The following is a 16,966-nucleotide window of genomic DNA, read 5'->3' on the forward strand; positions in this document are numbered from 1 at the left end:
GTAAGCTCTAGACCGGTCGCGAATTAGGCGCGTCCAGCCCCCCATCCTATTCGAACCGCCTGAGCGCGGCAAGCCGGGTCATTGCGGTCATCGCGTGAGAATATCGCGTGAGAAAATACGTGAAGCGAATCCTGTTCGCGACGGTCGTGCTCCTGCTGTTGGCCGCCGCCGCCGGCTGGTGGTGGCTGCGCGGCTCCCTGCCTGCTTTGGACGGTCAACTGGCCCTGCCTGGCCTGCATGCCCCCGTGGAAATCCTCATCGACGGCTACGGCGTGCCTGCCGCCTACGCGCGCGACTCGGACGATGCGTGGTTTGCCGCGGGAGCGCTGCACGCGCGGGACCGGCTCTGGCAGATGGAGTTGTACCGGCGGGTCACCCTGGGCCGGTTGTCGGAGGTGATGGGGGAAACCACCCTCCAGATCGACCAGCGCTTCCTGACGCTCGGCCTGCGCCAGGCCGCGCAGGACGAGTGGGCGAGGGCAACGCCGGCGGTGCGGACGGCCTTGGAGCGTTACGCCGAAGGAGTGAACGCCGTGGCCTCCGCGTTGACCGGAAGGCGCCGGCCCGCGGAGCTGCAGGTGCTGGGCATCATGCCCGCGCCGTGGACGCCGGTGGATTCCCTGGCGGTGGGGCGCCTGCTCGCGTGGCGGCTGGCGGAGAACCACCAGGCGGAGCTGGTCAGGGGCGCCGTGGCCGCGAAGCTGGGCGAGACGGCGGCGAGGGAACTCGGTGGCCGCTATCCTGCGGACGGTCCGTCGATCCTGGGAGGTGTGAGTGCCCCCCAGGAGGCGACGAAGTCGCCGACTCCTACGAGCCCCGAAGGGGCGAGCCTTACCGAGGCCCGAAGGGCCGAGGCCTCGTGGCCAGCGGGCCTGGAGTGGTTAAGGCCCGGCACGAAGCGAGGAAACAGCAACAACTGGGTCGTCGCCGGCCGCAAGACGAAGAGTGGGCGGGCGATTCTCGCCAACGATCCGCACCTGCCGATCGAGTTCCCGTCCGTCTGGTACGAGCTGCACCTGGTGGCGGCGGACCTTGATGTCACGGGCGTGACGATCCCCGGCGTGCCGTTCGTGGTGCTCGGGCACAATGCGCGGGTCGGGTGGGGCATCACCAACACCAACGCCGACGTCCAGGATCTCTTCCTCGAGCGCATCGACGTGGGCAGGAAGCGTGCGTTCTCCCGCGGCGAGTGGGTGCCGGTTGAGGTGACGCCGGCCGACATTCCCATCCGCGGCCACGCGCAGCCATTCCGGTTCGAAGTCTGGAAGACGCGCAACGGCCCGATCTTCGCGGACACCGGATTGAACTGGGACGGGCCGCCCTCGTGGCTGTCGCCGGAGGGCCGGCCGTCGGACGAGCGCCGCGCGTATTCGATCCGGTGGGATGCCGGCGGAGACCTCTCGGTGTCGTTCGAGGCTATCAACCGATCGACCGACTGGACGTCGTTCACGACGGCGGTCGAGTCGTTCGCGGTGCCCTCGTCCAACCTCGTGTATGCGGACGTGGACGGCAACATCGGCTACGCGATGTCGGGCCGGCTGCCGGTGCGCGCGAGCGGGGATGGCAGCATGCCGATCGACGGCGCCAGCGGCGCCGGGGCCTGGAGCGGCACCGTGCCGGCGTCGGCGTTGCCGCGCGTGATCAATCCGCCGGCCGGGTACATCTCGTCGGCCAACAACGAAATCGATCGCGGCTTCCCGAACTTGATCACGAAGGACTGGGCAGCGCCGTTCCGCGCCACGCGCCTGCGCGATCAGTTGTCGCAGGCGGAAGGCGTGGATCTGGATGCCATGCTGGCGTTACAGAACGATCGGCGGAGCCTGGCCGCCGACAGCGTGCTGGCCGGCATCGAGAGTGCCGTGGCGTCCGCCCGCGGGCGGGACGCCGACGCGCCGTGGGTGGCCGTGCTCAACCAGCTGGCGAAGTGGGATCGCGTGGTGGACGCGCGGCCGGTGGTCACGTTGTACGAGGCGTTCGAGGACGCACTGTGGCGCCGCACCTTCGTGGACGAGATGGACGAGCCGCTGTTCCTGGCGTTCTACGAGTGGGCGGGCGCGGAGCGGTTCGCGGGCCTGCACGTCGTGCTGGCGGATCGCCAGGCGCGGTGGTTCGACGACATCACGACGGTCGATCGCCGCGAGTCGCGCGACGAGATCTTCCTGCTGGCGGCGCGCGACGCCGAGGAGCGGCTGCAGAATGACTTCGGCGGCGCCAACCAGCGCGCGTGGGATCAGATCCACGCCGCGCGCTTCGAGCATCCGCTCGGGAACGCCGCGTTCCCGCTGGCGTGGTTCTTCAACCGCGGTCCGGTTCCGATCACCGGTGATGGCACCACCGTGATGCGCGTCAGCTGGAACCGCCTGCGGCCGTTCGCGGCGTGGGAATACCCGTCGTGGCGGCAAATCTTGCACGCCGGGCAATGGGACGAATCGCGGGTATCGCTGCCGTCAGGGCAGTCGGGCAACCCGCTGAGCCCGCACTACTTCGACCAGAACGCGATCTGGCGCGAGGGCCGGTACCGCCTGCAGCCGTTCTCGCGGTCAGCGGTCCAAGCCGCCGCCCGCCACCGCCTCCTGCTGGTGCCCTAGAAGGGATGATTGGGGTCAGGTCACGAAAATCACACTTTGGGATGATCGGGGACAGGCTAGCCAGGCCGGGACCTCGCACCAGACCTGTCCCCTTTCATCCCAAAGTGTGATTTTCGTGACCTGACCCCAATCATCCCCTGACGGCATTTGACGAGACGCGGCGCGGCGGATAACATATGAACAACTGCTCATATGTTCATATCCGATGACGTCTGCGACCTCATTCAGATCGACCTGGCCCGGGTCCGCAAGATCCGCGGCGCGCTGACGGCGCCCGGCGCAGTCCAGGCGCTGGCCGACACGTTCAGCGCGCTGGGCGACCCGACGCGTGTGCGCATCCTCGACGCGCTGTCCCACGGCGAACTCTGCGTCTGCGATCTCGCGGCGGTGCTCAAGCTGAGCCAGTCGGCGGTATCGCACCAACTGCGCCTCCTGCGCGGCATGCGCCTGGTTCGCCCGCGACGGGACGGCCGCGTGGTGTTCTATGCGCTGGACGACCAGCACATCATGTCCATCTTCCGGCAGACGCTGCAGCACGTCGAGGAGGGGCGCCCGTCTTCGCTCGCCAAGTCACAGGCGAGCTACGGCGAGGTCTCGCCGAAGCGGCCTCTGGCCGCGAAGGCGGACCGACGTTGAGCACCGCCTCCGCCGCGCCGCAGACTCACGCCATCGGCTGCTCTCACTGCGTGGGCGACGAGCCGGCGCCGACCGGCGCACGCATCCGCGGCTGGGTGACGGCCACCGCTGCCGGTCTCGTGCTGCTGGGGTGCGCCCTCGGCCTGCTGGCCGACCTTCCGCTCTGGGTGAACGCCACCTTCGTGACGGCCGCCCTCATCGGCAGCATCTTCCCGGCGCAGCGCGCCCTGCGAGCGCTGCGGCGCGGCTCCCTCGACATCAACGCCCTCATGGTGATCGCCGTGATCGGCGCCGTCACCATCGGCGAATACGAAGAGGCCGCGATGGTGGTGTCGCTGTTCGCCGCGGCGCAGTGGCTCGAGGCGCAAAGCCTCGATCGCGCGCGCAAGGCGATTGGCAGCCTGCTCGACTCATCGCCCGTCGACGTACTGATCCGTGACCACGCGGGCGAGCGACGCCTCGGCATTGACGCCGTGGTTCCGGGCACCCTGATGATCGTCCGGCCCGGAGACAAGCTGGCGCTGGACGGCATCGTGCAGAGCGGCCGCTCCGACGTGAACCAGGCGCCGATCACCGGCGAGTCGATGCCGGTCGAGAAGGTGGAGGGCGACGAGGTCTTCGCCGGCACCATCAACGGCCACGGCGTGCTCGTCGTGACCGTGACGCGGCGCCGCGACGACAGCACCCTCGCCCGCATCGTCCACCTCGTCGAGATCGCGCAGGCGCAACGCGCGCCGGTGCAGCAGTTCATCGACCGCTTCGCGGCGTGGTATACGCCCGCGGTGGTGGTGCTGGCGATCCTGGTCGCCGCCCTGCCGGTGCTCGTCGCCGGGCAGCCCTTCGACGTGTGGCTGTATCGCGCGCTGGTCCTGCTGGTCGTGGCGTGCCCGTGCGCGCTGGTGATCTCGACGCCGGTGTCGGTGGTGTCGGCGCTGGCCGGCGCGGCCAGTCACGGAGTGCTGGTCAAGGGCGGCGCGCATCTGGAGCGCCTGGCCGGCGTCCGCGTGGTGGCCTTCGACAAGACCGGGACGCTCACCAGCGGCACGTTCAGCCTCGATGCGGTGACCACGCTGTCGGGTTCAACGCCCGACGAGCTGATTCGCCTGGCGGCGGCGGTCGAGTCGCAGTCCGAGCATCCGATTGCGGCGGCGATTGTCGAACGCGCGACCGCGACGGGCCTGGCCATCTCCAGGCCGGACCAGGTGCGGGCGCTGCCCGGCCTTGGCGTCGAGGGATTGGTGGACGGATCGACGATCGCCTGCGGCACGCCGCGGCTGTTCGAGGAACGCGGCTGGCTGACGCCGGCGTTATCGGCCGCCGCGTCGGAGGTGATCGGGCGCGGGCTCTCGCCCGTGCTGGTGTCGCGCGACGGCGCGCCGCTTGGCGTGCTCGGGCTGCGCGACCGCCCCAAGCCCGACGCGTCGCGCGTGGTCGCCGAGCTGAAGGCGCACGAACACATGCGCGTGGCGATGATTACCGGTGACCACGAGGTGCCGGCGCGCGCCATTGCCAGCGAGCTGCACGTGGATATCGTCAAGTCCCAGCAACTGCCGCAAGACAAGGTGACGGCCGTGCAGGCGCTGCGCCGCGAGTTCGGCTCGGTGGCGATGGTCGGTGACGGCGTCAACGACGCGCCGGCGCTGGCCGCGGCCGACGTCGGCATTGCGATGGGGGCGATGGGCAGCGCCGTGGCGCTCGAAGCGGCCGACATTGCGCTCATGACCGACGAGCTGCCGAAGTTGCGTTACGCCATTCGCCTGAGCCGCGCCACGCTCGCCAACATTCGCGTCAACGTCGCGATTTCGATCGTGTTGAAGGCGGCATTCCTGGTGCTCGCGATCCTGGGGGTGGCGACGTTGTGGATGGCGGTGCTCGCCGACACCGGCGCCTCGGCACTCGTGGTGGCCAACGCCGTTCGGCTGCGCAAGTTTCGGTGAGTGGTCCGCCTGAAGGCGGACGCCACATCAAATGTAGTGTCCGGCTTCAGCCGGACCGACCCTATCCGCTCTTCACCGACCGGAAGAAGTGCGCGTTGACGAACTCGTCAACATCGGCCTGGTCGGCGGGCTTCAGGCTCGTGAAGCGCAGGCCCATTCCCGCCTTGTGGTCGCTCCAGCACACGACGGCCTCCGCCTCGAGCTCGCGCTTGGAGCCCGGCAGCGCGAAGCGCAGCCGCAACGCGGTGTCGCTCGGCAGCGGGCTCGACGTGCGAATGGCCAGCCCGCCGCGGCTCAGGTTGAGTGACAGCGCCGCGGCAATGGTGCCGGCGGCGCGATACGACACCGGAATCCCCATCACCACCCTGGGGCCGCCGCGACGGTTGAAGTTGTCGGGAAACAGGTGCGGCGCAATGGACGGCAGGATGTGCTCGACCGCGCTGTATTCGTTGAGGTAGCCGCCGACGCCCAGGCCGGCGAGTTCGCGGACCTCCTCGGCGCTGGTCACGCTGCCGCTGAACACGAGGATCGGCAGGCGGCCCTGATCGAGCTTGCGAATCCGCCGCACCAGCTCGACGCCGGACGCGTGCGGCATGCGCAGATCCAGTACGATGAGGTCGAGTTCGCTCAGGTCGGCGTGCACTTGCGCCAGGAGTTGGGCGACACTCTTCACCACGACGGCGCGATGGCCGGCCGCGTCGAGCGCGGCCTTGAACCGATCGCGCACGAACGGCGTGTCAACGGCGACGAGCACGGTCTTGCGCGGTGAAATGGGAGCGGTCATATCGCGCGCCGAGCGCGGCCGGTTCGTTGCAGACTGTATCAGGTTCTCGCTATAATTTGCTGGACCGTCCGTCCACTTCAACGCCGCCAAGGAGCGTCGAGCATGTCCGCGATTTGTCCCGAGTGTGATTCGCCAATTGATGTTGATGAGTTCGATGTTGACATCGGCGACGAGCTCACCTGCTCGGAGTGCGGGTCGTTCCTGCGGGTCGCCAGCGACTCTCCGCTCGAATTCGAACTCGCCGACGAAGACGAGCTCGACGAAGAAGAAGAGAAAGAAGAGAAGGACGGCGAAGAAGAGGATGCCGACGACGAGGACGAAGACGACGACAAGGACGACGACGAGTAGCGATCTCGCCGGCAAGGCCGCGCGCCTGCGCGAGATCCTGGCCGGCTACGACTCCGTCCTGGTCGCCTTCAGCGGCGGCGTTGACAGCGCGTACCTCGCCATCGCCGCGTCACAGGCGCTGGGGCCCAAGGCCCTGGCCGTGACCGCCGACAGCCCGAGCTATCCCGACACGCATCGTCAACTCGCGTTAACCATCGCGCGCGACTTCAACCTGGCCCATGAGGTGATTCACACCGCCGAACTGGACCGGCCCGAGTATCGTGCCAACCCGGCGAACCGCTGCTACTTCTGCAAGGATGAGCTGTACGGCCGCCTTGCCGGCGTCGCGCGCGCCCGCGGCCTGGCCGTGATCGTGGACGGCAACAACGCCGACGACCGCGGCGACTACCGGCCCGGGCGGCAGGCCGCCCGCGAACACGGCGTGCGCAGCCCGCTCGATGAAGCGGATCTCACGAAAGCCGACATCCGGGCGCTGTCGCGGCAAGCCGGACTCAACAGCTGGGACGAGCCGGCCTCCGCGTGCCTGTCGTCGCGTATTCCCTACGGCAGCGAGGTGACCGACGCGGCGCTGCGCCAGATCGAAGGCGCCGAACAGGTCCTGCGCGGCCTCGGGTTCCGTATCTTCCGCGTGCGCCACCACGACACGGTGGCCCGCCTCGAGATTGCCCGCGCCGAAATGCCGCGCGCGCTCGACCCGGCGGTCAACGCGCAACTGGTCGAGGGCATCAAGGCGATCGGCTATCAATACGTGAGCCTCGACCTCCAGGGCTACCGGCTGGGCAGCTTGAACGAGGCGCTCCGCCTGCGCCCGGTGTCGTGACGGCGCGGCGGGCGCTCGCCGCGCTGGCGCTGATCTTCGCGCTGGCCCATGTCCCGTTCCTTGCCAACTCCCTTGAAGACATCGACTCGGTGAACTTCGCGCTTGGCGTCCGCGACTTCAACGTTGCCGAGCACCGGCCGCACCCGCCGGGCTATCCGGTCTACATCGCCCTCGGCAAGGTCACCACCGCGATTGCCGGCACGATCATGGGCGAGGCGCCGCCGTCCGCGGTCGAGGCGCGGGCGCTGGCGGCCATCTCCCTGTTGGCCGGCCTGGTGGCGATCGCGTGCCTGTACGGCATCTTCTCCAGCCTCACTTCGCGGCCACCCGGAGCAACGTCGCCGTGGACCACGCTGCACATCGAGGCCTTTGCCGCCACCGCGGTGACCGTGTCGTGCCCGTTGTTCTGGTACCTGGCGGCGCGGCCCATGAGCGACCTGCCCGGCCTCGGGTTCGCGCTGGCGGCGCAAGCGTGCCTGATGCTGGCCTGGCGGCGGCAGTCGCCCGGCGCCGACGGCGATCGACGGCTGTCACCGGCGCTGACCTCGGCGTCGGGCCGGATGATCGTGCTCGGATCGCTGCTGGCGGCGCTCAGCATCGGCATGCGATCGCAAACGGTGTGGTTCACGCTGCCGCTGCTGATCCTCGTGCTGCTCGATCGCGTCGGCCGCGGCGTGGCCGGCGCCATGATTGGTGGCGGGATCATGTTCGTGGCCGGCGGCCTGGCCTGGGGCGTGCCGCTCCTCGTCGTCAGCGGCGGCATCGGCCCCTACCTGGCGGCCCTCGGCACGCAGGCCGGCGAAGACTTCGCGGCCGGCGAGATGCTGTACACCAATCCCTCCGCACGGGCGGCGGCGTTTGCGCTGATGCGCACGTTCGTCGATCCGTGGGATTCCGTGGTGCTGGGCGGGGTGGTGATCGCGCTGGCCGCCCTGGGGGTGGCGCACCTCCTGATGCGCGATCGCCGCACGCTGCTCGCGCTGTCGGCGTTGAGCGTGCCGTACGTGATCTTCCACCTCCTGTTCCAGGACACGTCGTTCGTGAGGTACGCGTTGCCGATCGTGCCCGCGGTGGTGTTCCTGGCCATGCGCGGCGCGGCCCTCGTGGCCGAGCGGAGTGTGCCGGTCGCGGCGGCCGTGATCTCCATCTGGGCGGTCGCGATTGCGAGCCCCGTGCTGGTGGCCTATGGCGCCGAACCCAGCCCCACCGTGCGGGTGCTGGACGCGATGAAGGCGGAGGCGCTTAACGGATCTCCCGGGGCGCTGGCCATGCACCAGACGTTCAAGCGTCCGCTCGAGGCTGAGGCGCTTGCCTTCAAGGAGATCCTGCCCTCACCGCCGCGGCTGGAGTGGCTCGAGCTGGCCAGGTTCTGGCGTGAGGGGCACACCGGGCCGGTATGGTTCCTGGCGGATCCGGTGCGCAGCGATCTGGCGCTGATCGATCCCGTCAGCCTCGCTTCGTCCACGGAGTATCGCTGGCCGCTGGTCGCCCGCCCGGCGTTTGGCGGCATGCGGCCGTCGGCCGTGCGGTGGTATCGCATGCCCGCCCCCGGATGGTTTGCTGAAGAAGGGTGGTCGCTCACGCCCGAAACCTCGGGCATGTCGCGGTTGATGGGCAAGGGGCCGCACCTGGGCCCGATTGTCGCGCGTGTGCGGCGGCGGCCCGGAGCGGTCAGGCTGATGATCGGCGGCCGCAACCTCGCCGGCGCCAACGACCCGGCGGCGCGCTTCACGCTGGCCATCGACGGGGTCACGGCGCAGCAATGGGACGCGCCTCCCGGCTTCTTCCTGCACGTGTTCGAGATTCCCGCCGGACGGCTCGCCGGCGAGGGCCCGCTGGCGCAACTCACCATCCAGTCGTCCGCGGCGTCGGGTGCCGCGACGATTCCAACCGCGATCGAGCAGTTCGATCTGCAGGACCCCGGCCAGATGATGTGGGGATACGAAGCGGGATGGCAGGAGGCCGAGTACAACCCGGTGCTGGGCGTATGGCGCTGGACGAGCGAGCGCTCCAGCCTGCGCATCGTCGGGCCATCCCAGGATTTACGGGTGACCCTGCGGTTCGAGTCGCCGCTTCGCTACTTCGATGCGCCGGCCAACGTCCGCGTGACGGCCGGCGATCGCGAGATTGCGGTGGCGGCGCTCGCCACCAGCGAGACCTGGACCTTCGAGGTGCCAGCGGCAGCCCTCGCCGCATCGGGTGGCCTGTTGACCGTCGAAACCGACAGGACTTTCGTGCCCGCGGAGCGTGACGGTGGCGCCGACTTCCGCCATTTGGGCCTGCGCATTTTTGCCATTCACGTGTCTAACTCGTTGACACCGGCGGAAGTGACCCGTTAATCTGCGGGCACCAATCAATTACCCCAGCAGATCTAGGAGCTTGAATGACGATTAGTGTGCTTCGACGGACGGCAGGAATTGCCTCAATCTGTCTGGTGTTGGGTCTTGGTGCCGCGGCTTGCGCGAAGAAGGCGCCCGCGCCCGCGCCGCCACCCCCGCCACCCCCGGCCGCGCCCGCCGCGCCGCCACCACCTCCTCCCCCGCCCCCGCCGCCTCCGGCCGCGCCGGCGCCCAGGCCGCTGACCGAGGACGAGCTGTTCGCGCAGAAGAGCCTGAGCCAGTTGAATTCCGAGCGCCCGCTGGGCGACGTCTACTTCGACCTCGACCAGTCGGTCATTCGCGAAGACGCGAAGGCGGCGATGTCGGCCAACGCGACGTGGCTCAAGCGCTGGACCAACACGCGCATCAACGTGGAGGGCCACTGCGACGAGCGTGGCACCGCGGAATACAACCTGGGTCTCGGCGAGCGCCGCGCCTCAGCCGTGAAGGCCTACCTGGTTGAACTGGGTGTGCCCGCCGATCGCGTGGTGATTGTCAGCAGGGGCAAGGAATCGCCCTTCTGCACCGAGTCGAACGAAAGCTGCTGGCAGCAGAACCGCCGCGGCCACTTCGTCATCACGGGTAAGTAGGAATGTAGCGTCCGCCTTCAGGCGGACCAGTTACAGCGAAGCGGCAATCGTCTCCGCCGCTTCGCGGGGATTGGGCGCTCCAGTAATGGGGCGCCCGATTACCAGGTAGGTCGATCCCGCCTTGATCGCTTGCGCCGGCGTCAGCGTCCTCGCCTGATCGTCCTTGCCTTGCTGATCGGCTGCCTGCCCTGAGCCTGGTCGAAGGGGGCGAATCCCCGGCGTCACAATCTCAAAGTCCGGGCCGCAGGCGGCGCGGATGGCCGCGGTTTCCTGCGGCGATGCGACGACGCCGTCGAGCCCGCTCTGCTTGGCCAGCCGCGCCAGGTGCACGACCTGCTCGATCATGGGCCGCGACACGCCGACCTCCGCGAGCGCGGCGTCGTTCATGCTCGTCAGCACGGTTACGCCGATGACCAGCGGCCGGGGCCGGCCCAACGCCGCCGCGGCCTTGGCGGCCGCGTCAGCCGCCGCCTTCATCATGGCGCTGCCGCCCGAGGCATGCACGTTGACCATCCACGCCCCGGTGGCCACTGCCGACTCCACCGCGCCGGCGACCGTGTTGGGAATGTCGTGGAACTTCAGGTCGAGGAACACCCGATCGCCGCGGCTGGTGAGTTCGCGAACCATGGCCGGGCCGGCCGCGGTGAACAACTGCTTGCCAATCTTGAAGCCGCCGACGGCGCCACGCAGCGCGTCGGCCAGCGCAATGGCCTTGGCGGCGGAATCGACATCGAGGGCAACGAGAATCGGGTTCATGCGTGGGCCGCCTTGGGCGGCGTCGGGTCGAAGGCCCCGATCAGGTCGCTCAACCGGGCCACGTTATGGCGCGTCATGTAGTCCTTCAGGCCGTCGAGCACCTTGGTCCAGACGAACGGGTCAACGAAGTTCTGCGTGCCGATCTGCACGGCGGTGGCGCCGGCGAGCATGAATTCCAGCGCGTCGCGCGCGTCGGTGATGCCGCCCATGCCGATGACGGGGATCTTGACGAGCTGGTAGCACTCCCACACCATGCGGACCGCGATCGGCCGGATGGCGGGGCCGCTCAGGCCGCCGAGCACGTTGCTGATCTTCGGCCGCCGTGTCTCGACGTCGATGGCCATGGCCAGGAACGTGTTCACCAGCGACACCGCATCCGCGCCGGCGTCTTCCGACGCCTTGGCGAACGACGCCACGTCGGTCACGTTCGGCGTCAGCTTCGGGATCACCGGCAGCGTCGTCGCCTTGCGCACCGCGCTGACCACGTCGAAGGTGCCGTGGAGGCTGCAGCCGAACTGGATGCCGCCTTCCTTGATGTTCGGGCACGAGATGTTGAGCTCGATGGCCGACACGCCCTCCGCATCCGACAGCACCTTGCAGACCTCGACGTATTCGTCGAGGGTCGTGCCGCACACGTTGACGATGGTGCGCGCGCCGCGCTCGCGCAGCAGCGGCAGCTTCTCCTTGACGAAACGGTGGACGCCAATGCCCTGCAGGCCAATCGCGTTGATCATGCCGGCCGGCGTCTCGACGATACGGGGGGGCGGGTGGCCCTGGCGCTCCTTCATGAAGAGCCCCTTCGACACCACGCCGCCGAGCAGCGAGAGGTCCACTATCTGGTCGTATTCGAGCCCGTAGCCGAAGCACCCGCTGGCCGCGATCAGCGGGTTGGGCAGCTTGAGCGAGCCGATGGCGACAGAGAGGTCAGGCGTCATCGTCATCAGTCCCACACCAATTCCGCCCCGTCGAACACGGGGCCGCTGATGCACGAGCGCACGAGGTTGGCGTGCTCGTCGCCGTGCTTCACCGGGACGACGCAGCTGTAGCAGCCGCCGAGGCCGCAGCCCATCACCCGCTCGACCGAGACCTGCGACGGCTGGTTGTACTTCGCGGCAAGCCTGGCCACCGCCGCGAGCATTGGCTCGGGACCGCAGGCGTAGACCATCGCGGTGTCGCCGGCGCCGAGCGCCTTCAACGCCGCTTCGAGGGGCAGGGTGACCCGGCCCTTCGTGCCGCGTCCGCCGTCTTCGGTGGTGAGCACCAGCGTCACGCCCAACCGCTCGAAGAAGTCGAGGTAGAACAGCTCCTCGCTCGTGCGCGCGCCGTAGAACAGCGTGGCCTCGGTCCGGGCCGCCGCCAGCGATTCCGCCAGTGTCGCAAACGGCGCCAGGCCGACGCCGCCGGCCACCATCCACGCCTTGGCGGGTGCCTGGACGGGCTTGAACGGCTGGCCGAGGGGTCCGAGACACGACACGATGTCGCCGGCGTCGAGGTCGTAGAGATTCTTCGTGCTGCGGCCGGCGCGCTTGTTCAGGATGCTGATGCCGGTGATGACGCCGCTGGCGTCGCGCAGGATTTCGAACACGGAAAAGGGGCGGCGCAGCAGCGGGTCGGTCACGCCCGCGGGCTTGACCATCACGAACTGGCCAGGCCGGGTGCGCGCGCCCACTCCAGGCGCGGCCAGGCTCAGGACGGAATACTCGCTCGACAATCGCGCGTTGGCGATCACTCTCGCGTCGATGTCGATGGGCGGCATCGATCGAGTATAGCAAGCCGGGTACAATGTCCGCGAGCCGTCCGACACACGATCCCCATGCGATACCTGCGGATGCTTTCCAACTCGGTGATCGCCGGTGGAGTTGCCTCCGGGTACCTGACCGCGCTCGTGTTGCAGCTCAATCCGTCGGTGTCGCTCGATCCCGGCACGCTGCTGCCGCTGGCGCTGGTCCTCGGGGTCGCCTACGGCGCCAACCTCACCGTCCTGTTCTACGCGCTCATCGTCCTGCGGCAGATCCTCGCGGTGGAGGTGCTGTCGCCCGGGTGGTTGAGCGTGCGGCTGCTCTCGTGGCTGTGCACGATTGCGGCCGGCACGGGGTCGGCGCTGATGTGGCTGAACCTGCGCAGCTTCGGCGACGTGCTCGATCCGATGACGCGGAGCCGCATGGGCATCGGTGCCGGCATGGTGTCGGCCGCTGGTGTCGTGTTCCTGGCGATTGGGCTCGCGCACCTGGGACGCCGCGGCGGGCGGCTCAGTGCCGGCCTCCTTTCGGCGACCATGGTGTTGTCGGTGGCCGCGCCGCTGGTGGCGCGCGGCCCGGCCCGGCAAACGCCGCTGCCGGCCCGTCCCACCACGGCGGTGGCGGAACCCGAGTCGTCGCGGGCCATGGCGAACGTGACCATGCTCATGTTCGACGGCGCCACACTCGACATGATCTCGCCGGCCGTCGCAGCCGGCCGCCTGCCGAACCTGGGCCGCATCTTCGATCAGGGCGCGGTCCTGCACCTGGCGACGTTGCGGCCGACGCAAGCCGAGCCGGTCTGGAGCGCCGTCGCCACCGGCCGTTACCCGATGTACAACGGCGTGCGGTCGGCCGAGGTCTATCGGGCGTTCGGCGGATCGCCCATCCAGTTGCTGCCGGACTACTGCTTCGCGCAGGCGCTCGTCAGTTTCGGCTTCCTCTCCGCCGAACCGCAAACGGCGAACGACCTGACGGCGCGGCCGATTTGGAGCATCCTGAGCGACCACGGCGTCGGCGTGGGCGTGATTGGGTGGCCGCTCACGCAACCGGCGCCACCGGTGAACGGGTTTGCGGTGAGCGACGCCTTCCACCGGCTCTCAGAGACCGAGATGGCCTTCGAAGGCGGTGGGGCGGTGTGGCCGCCCGAGTTGCTCGCCGAGGTGCGTGCCGCGCTCACCGTGCCGGCCGATCCCGATCCGGTGGCGCTGGTCGCGAACATGGGAGCCCCGCAACCCGCGAACGACTACGATGCGCGGCGCGACCCCACACCGGTGGTCGGGGACCGGGTGCACCTGCAGCTGCTGACCGCATTGGAGGCCTCGGCGCCGCGGTTTCTCGCCGCCCGCTTTCCGGGCATCGACGCGGTCGGCCATTTCTTCCTCCGCTATGCCGACCCGTCGGCATTCGGCGACGTCTCCGAGCAGGAGCGGCAGCGCTTCGGCCGCGTGCTGGATCAGTACTATGGCTTTGTCGATACGCTCATCGGCCGGGAGATGGCTCGCCTGGGACCCGATGGCCTGTTGCTGGTGGTGTCGGCGTTCGGCATGGAGCCGCTGACGCCCGGCAAGCGGGTGCTGGAGTTGATTGCCGGCAATCCGCGGATCAGCGGCACGCACGAACGCGCGCCGGATGGGTTCGTGCTGGCCTTCGGCCCGCCGGTGGCGGCCGGCCGCCCGCCACGCGCCTCGGTGGTGGATCTGGCGCCGACGCTGCTGTATTTCCTGGGCCTGCCGGTCGGGCGCGACATGGACGGCTTTGCGCGCACCGATCTGTTCAAGCCCGCGTTCACCAGCGACAAGCCGGTGACCTACATTCCGACCTATGGTCGCTGACGTGGACCTGTCTCGCACCACTGTGCCGAATCCGGATTGCGCGGGCGTCCACATTCAGGCCATCATGCGGCGTCCGTCCGTCTGAGCGCAGACCATGCTTGTCAACTGTGTTGCCTACCAACGCGGCCAGAAACTGTCCGACATTCCGATCGGCGAGGTGCGCGCGCACCTGGATCGGCCGGAGTGTTTCGTCTGGGTGGCGCTGAAGGATCCCCAGCCCGAGGAACTGGCCTTGCTGCAGGAGGAGTTCGGCCTCCACGAGCTCGCCACCGAAGACGCGCGGAAGGGTCACCAGCGTCCGAAGATGGACGAATACGGCTCGTCGCTGTTCGTCGTCTTGCACCTGATTGAACCGGTGGGCGACGACCTGCAGACCGGCGAGGTCGCGATCTTCGTCGGGCCCCAGTACATCATCTCGGTCCGGCGCGACGCCCAGTTGGGCTTCGCCGAAGTTCGCCGTCGCTGCGAGCAGGAGCCGGAGCTCCTGCAGCACGGCCCCGCCTACGTGCTCTACACGTTGATGGACACGGTCGTGGATCGGTATTTCCCGGTGCTCGACGCCCTCACCGAAGAGATCGAAGGGATCGAAGAGCGGATTTTCGCGGGTCAGACGACGCGCGTGCAGATCGAGGAGTTGTATTCGCTCAAGCGCAAGCTGATGACGCTGGACCATGCGACCGTGCCGCTCCTGGAAGTGGCGGGGAAGCTGCACGGCGGCCGCGTGCCGCCGATTTGCGCCGGCCTGCACGACTACTTCCGCGACGTCTACGACCACCTGCTGCGCCTCAAGCAGTCAATCGACAGCCTGCGCGACATGGTGGCCACCGCCATTTCGGTCAACCTGTCGCTGATCACGCTGCAGGAGAACGAGGTCACCAAGCGGCTGGCGGCGTACGCCGCGCTGGTCGCGGTGCCGACCATGGTGGCGGGCGTCTACGGGATGAACTTCGCCAACATGCCGGAACTGCAATGGGCCTACGGCTACCCGACCGCGGTGGCGTCGATGGTGCTGATTGACATCTACCTGATCTATCGCTTCCGGCAGGCCAAGTGGATGTGATGGCCGACGCCCTCTGCTTCACGAGCGCGCGGGAGCTGGCGGAGGCGATCCGCGCGCGCAAGGTGTCGGCGCGCGAAGTGATGACCGCGTTCCTGGCGCAGATCAACCGCCTCAACCCCGCGCTCAACGCCATCGTCGCGAAGCTCGACGATCAGTCGTGCCTGGCGCTGGCCGATTCGGCCGACCGCGCGCTGGCGGAGGGGAAGCCGGTGGGGCCGCTCCACGGCCTGCCAATCGCGTTCAAGGACCTTGAGGCGGCCGTCGGCTTTCCGTGCACCAAGGGCTCGCCGATCTTCAAGGACGTGATGCCGGCGGAAGACACGGTGATTGTCGAGCGTCTGCGCCGGGCCGGGACCATTCCCATCGGCAAGACCAACGTGCCCGAGTTCGGCATGGGCTCGCACACCTACAACAAGGTCTACGGCACCACGTTCAATCCCTACGATCGGACCAAGAGCGCAGGCGGTTCGAGCGGCGGCGCGGGGGCCGCGATTGCCTCGGGCATGCTGCCCCTCGCCGACGGCGGCGACCTCGGCGGCTCGCTCCGCAACCCGGCCAACTTCAACAACATCGTCGCGCTGCGGCCCACCGTGGGGCTGGTGCCGATTGCCCCCACGCCACTGCCGATGGTTGGCGTGTCGGTGAAGGGCCCGATGGCCCGCTCGGTGGCAGACGTCGCGTTCATGCTGAGCGTGATGGCCGGCGCCGACGGCCGCGATCCGCAGACCTATCCGTCCAGGCCGTCGATGTTTGCCCTGCCGCTCGAGCGCAACTGGCGGGGCGTCAGGGTCGCCTGGTCGCCCGACCTGGGCGGCCTGCCGCTCGACCATCGCGTCCGCGCCGTGCTCGACGCGCAACGCCGGATCTTCGAAGATCTCGGCTGCGTCGTCGAAGACGCCACGCCGGACCTGAGCGACGTCGACGAGATCTTCCTGACGTTGCGGTCGTGGGCGAACTGGAATACCAACGGCGCGTTGCTGGCCGAGCATCGATCGCTGATCAAGCCGGAAGCGATTTGGGACATCGAGGCCGGGGCGAGGCTGAGCGGCGAGGACGTGGCGCGCGCGATCATCAAGCACGGCGCGCTGCTCGAGCGGATGCGCGTGTTCCAGCAGCGCCATGAGTTCCTGGTGTGCGCGGTCAACCAGGTGCCGCCATTCGACGCCGGCCTGGACTGGCCCAAGTCGATTGACGGCGTCGCCATGGACAACTACGTGGCGTGGATGAAGTCCGCGTACTGGATCTCGACGACCTGCCGCCCCGCGATTTCAGTGCCGGCCGGCTTCACGCCGGAGGGGCTGCCGGTGGGGATTCAGATTGTGGGCTGCCATCGCGACGACTTCGGCGTGCTGCAGTTGGGGCACGCCTTCGAGCAGGCCACCGGCGTCGGCAAGCGGCGGCCTGACGGGGCATAGGGAAGGCCAGGGCCAGGCGTTCGAAGTGATATAATCCACCACACTGCGGAGGATCCTCCGCACTCTTTAAACGCGGACCTGCG

Annotated in this window: 14 protein-coding genes; 10 read left to right on the top strand and 4 right to left on the bottom strand. The window is 68.7% G+C overall.

The window, feature by feature from the left end; translation table 11 throughout:
- The first annotated feature begins 107 nt into the window (after window positions 1-107).
- The 3 genes from WC815_20885 to WC815_20895 all read left to right on the top strand — a co-directional run bounded on the left by WC815_20885 (window position 108) and on the right by WC815_20895 (window position 5,161).
- Complete coding sequence (locus tag WC815_20885) at window positions 108-2,588, top strand: penicillin acylase family protein (protein MFA5911237.1); 2,481 nt, start codon at window positions 108-110, stop codon at window positions 2,586-2,588.
- A 192-nt stretch (window positions 2,589-2,780) separates the two neighbouring features.
- Complete coding sequence (locus WC815_20890) at window positions 2,781-3,224, top strand: metalloregulator ArsR/SmtB family transcription factor (GenBank protein ID MFA5911238.1); 444 nt, start codon at window positions 2,781-2,783, stop codon at window positions 3,222-3,224.
- Window positions 3,221-5,161: a cation-translocating P-type ATPase gene (locus WC815_20895; protein MFA5911239.1), complete on the top strand. Its 1,941-nt coding sequence runs from the start codon at window positions 3,221-3,223 to the stop codon at window positions 5,159-5,161. Before WC815_20890 ends, WC815_20895 begins: the two co-directional genes overlap by 4 nt.
- A gap of 61 nt (window positions 5,162-5,222) precedes the next feature.
- On the opposite strand, the gene WC815_20900 is transcribed toward WC815_20895, so the two are convergent.
- Window positions 5,223-5,945 carry a TIGR02266 family protein gene (locus WC815_20900; protein MFA5911240.1) on the bottom strand — a complete coding sequence of 241 codons (723 nt, stop codon included), beginning with the start codon at window positions 5,943-5,945 and terminating at the stop codon, window positions 5,223-5,225.
- A 102-nt stretch (window positions 5,946-6,047) separates the two neighbouring features.
- On the opposite strand from WC815_20900, the gene WC815_20905 reads away from it, so the two are divergent.
- The 4 genes from WC815_20905 (at window position 6,048) to pal (ending at window position 10,081) form a co-directional block, all read left to right on the top strand.
- Complete coding sequence (locus tag WC815_20905; GenBank protein MFA5911241.1) at window positions 6,048-6,293, top strand: hypothetical protein; 246 nt, start codon at window positions 6,048-6,050, stop codon at window positions 6,291-6,293.
- The gene (larE, locus tag WC815_20910; protein MFA5911242.1) at window positions 6,247-7,113 is read left to right on the top strand and encodes an ATP-dependent sacrificial sulfur transferase LarE; all 867 of its coding nucleotides are present in this window, start codon (window positions 6,247-6,249) and stop codon (window positions 7,111-7,113) included. Before WC815_20905 ends, larE begins: the two co-directional genes overlap by 47 nt.
- On the top strand, window positions 7,110-9,452 hold the full coding sequence (locus WC815_20915; protein ID MFA5911243.1) for a DUF2723 domain-containing protein: 2,343 nt from the start codon (window positions 7,110-7,112) through the stop codon (window positions 9,450-9,452). The genes larE and WC815_20915 overlap by 4 nt, the downstream gene beginning before the upstream one ends.
- Window positions 9,453-9,547: 95 nt before the next feature.
- Complete coding sequence (gene pal, locus WC815_20920; protein ID MFA5911244.1) at window positions 9,548-10,081, top strand: peptidoglycan-associated lipoprotein Pal; 534 nt, start codon at window positions 9,548-9,550, stop codon at window positions 10,079-10,081.
- 30 nt (window positions 10,082-10,111) lie between these two features.
- Here the strand turns inward: pal and pyrF are convergent, their stop codons facing one another.
- Genes pyrF through WC815_20935 form a run of 3 tightly spaced genes read right to left on the bottom strand, consistent with a single transcriptional unit; the run spans window position 10,112 to window position 12,593 of the window.
- Window positions 10,112-10,837 carry an orotidine-5'-phosphate decarboxylase gene (pyrF, locus tag WC815_20925; GenBank protein MFA5911245.1) on the bottom strand — a complete coding sequence of 242 codons (726 nt, stop codon included), beginning with the start codon at window positions 10,835-10,837 and terminating at the stop codon, window positions 10,112-10,114.
- Window positions 10,834-11,772, bottom strand: coding sequence for a dihydroorotate dehydrogenase (locus WC815_20930; GenBank protein MFA5911246.1), 939 nt, complete (start codon window positions 11,770-11,772; stop codon window positions 10,834-10,836). Before WC815_20930 ends, pyrF begins: the two co-directional genes overlap by 4 nt.
- A 5-nt stretch (window positions 11,773-11,777) precedes the next feature.
- Window positions 11,778-12,593 carry a dihydroorotate dehydrogenase electron transfer subunit gene (locus WC815_20935; protein MFA5911247.1) on the bottom strand — a complete coding sequence of 272 codons (816 nt, stop codon included), beginning with the start codon at window positions 12,591-12,593 and terminating at the stop codon, window positions 11,778-11,780.
- 57 nt (window positions 12,594-12,650) lie between these two features.
- Here WC815_20935 and WC815_20940 point away from each other — a divergent pair, with 57 nt between their 5' ends.
- The 3 genes from WC815_20940 to WC815_20950 all read left to right on the top strand — a co-directional run bounded on the left by WC815_20940 (window position 12,651) and on the right by WC815_20950 (window position 16,883).
- Window positions 12,651-14,408, top strand: coding sequence for an alkaline phosphatase family protein (locus tag WC815_20940; protein MFA5911248.1), 1,758 nt, complete (start codon window positions 12,651-12,653; stop codon window positions 14,406-14,408).
- A gap of 94 nt (window positions 14,409-14,502) precedes the next feature.
- Window positions 14,503-15,468, top strand: coding sequence for a magnesium/cobalt transporter CorA (gene corA / locus WC815_20945; protein MFA5911249.1), 966 nt, complete (start codon window positions 14,503-14,505; stop codon window positions 15,466-15,468).
- Window positions 15,468-16,883 (top strand): amidase, encoded by a 1,416-nt coding sequence (locus WC815_20950; protein ID MFA5911250.1) that lies wholly within the window; start codon window positions 15,468-15,470, stop codon window positions 16,881-16,883. Before corA ends, WC815_20950 begins: the two co-directional genes overlap by 1 nt.
- Window positions 16,884-16,966: the final 83 nt, after the last annotated feature.

It is taken from the genome of Vicinamibacterales bacterium, from assembly GCA_041659285.1.
Classification (GTDB): domain Bacteria; phylum Acidobacteriota; class Vicinamibacteria; order Vicinamibacterales; family UBA2999; genus 12-FULL-67-14b.